Source organism: Ancylomarina sp. (assembly GCF_041555295.1).
Classification (GTDB): domain Bacteria; phylum Bacteroidota; class Bacteroidia; order Bacteroidales; family Marinifilaceae; genus Ancylomarina.
The window spans coordinates 1-1,351 of the sequence record NZ_JBFFKR010000491.1; the positions used below are offsets into that span (position 1 = coordinate 1).

Genomic DNA, 1,351 nt, shown 5'->3' on the forward strand with positions numbered 1-1,351 from the left:
CTCTCAATCTGGTTGATTGGTTAATTTACTGGTTTTCGAGGTTTGTTATAGGAAGAGTATACTTTTGCGACTATTGATTGGCACACAAGCTGAGCCTTATAAAGTTACTACTATTCCTTTTTAGATTCTGACTTTGATTGCTTTGTTTTTAATATGCGTATTCTTATGTAGAGCTTTTCTATTTTGTCTGTCTCTAGGGTTTAGGTTATGTTCTGCTTAATTTTGATGCTCTTAAAATACGGGTGTATTTATCTTGCCATATTGGTGAGCAATAAGTCTAAAAAAAACTTCCGTTAACAATTAAGCAGTTGATTCTGTAATTTGATAATAATTTTGATTTTTTACTGTATCTTCCATCAGTATTGGAAATGAAAATAGATCGAGAATGAATAAGCGAAAATTTAAAACGACTAAGTTAATATCCCTCAATCGGTATTTTTTCATACCAATTGCATTAATTCTGTTCTTTTTATCCTTCTATATGATTTATGAAGATATTAAAAGCAATACAATTAATGAATTCAATAATGAACAATTAATATTAGCCGAAACTGCATCTCAGGGTATTACTTCTTTCTTCGATTATTACGAATCCGAACTTGTTTTTTTTGCGCAGTTGAAGGAAATCATAGATTTTTCGGATGAGACTAAAGCATTAATGGCAAACTATTATGAGACTAATAAAAATATTTTTACAGCTGTTACAAGAATAGATGCAACAGGTGTCATTTTGTACACTTATCCTTATAATCAATCAGTAATAGGGCATAATATCTATTACCAGGATCATATTCAACAAGTTATTGTTAATCACAAGCCTGTTGTAAGTGATGTGTTTATGTCGGCACAAGGATTTTTAGCAATAGCCTTGCATGTTCCTGTGTTTAAAAATAAAAACTATGTAGGTAGCCTTTCCGTTTTAATCCCAATTGATAGATTGGGAAAGCTACATCTTGAAAAAATAAAGAACAGAAAAAACGGGCATGCATGGCTACTTAGCGAAAGTGGTATCGAAATATATTGTCCTATAAACGGGCACACAGGCGAATCGATTCTTGAAACTACGGAACACCATGGTTCATCCATTGAGATGCTCGAGAAAATAAAAAATGATAATACGGGGACAGGAAAAAGTACCCATCAGGAGGTATATGATAAAGATAAAACTAAGGTTTTAGATTTGTATTACGCTTTTTATCGCATTCCACTTGGCAATACGTATTGGACTATTCTTATTTCCTATCAGGAAAAAGATATTTATATCGCACTATCCAGGCTTCGTAATCGTTTAATATTCGTTTTTTCTTTGCTATTTATAGCTCTTTCATATTATTTTTATTCACTGACCAAA

Annotated in this window: 1 protein-coding gene; it reads left to right on the forward strand. The window is 31.9% G+C overall.

The features are described from left to right. Positions 1-385: 385 nt before the first annotated feature. Positions 386-1,351: cache domain-containing protein (locus ABY905_RS17350; RefSeq protein ID WP_372646172.1), on the forward strand; the 966-nt coding region annotated here is incomplete at its 3' end.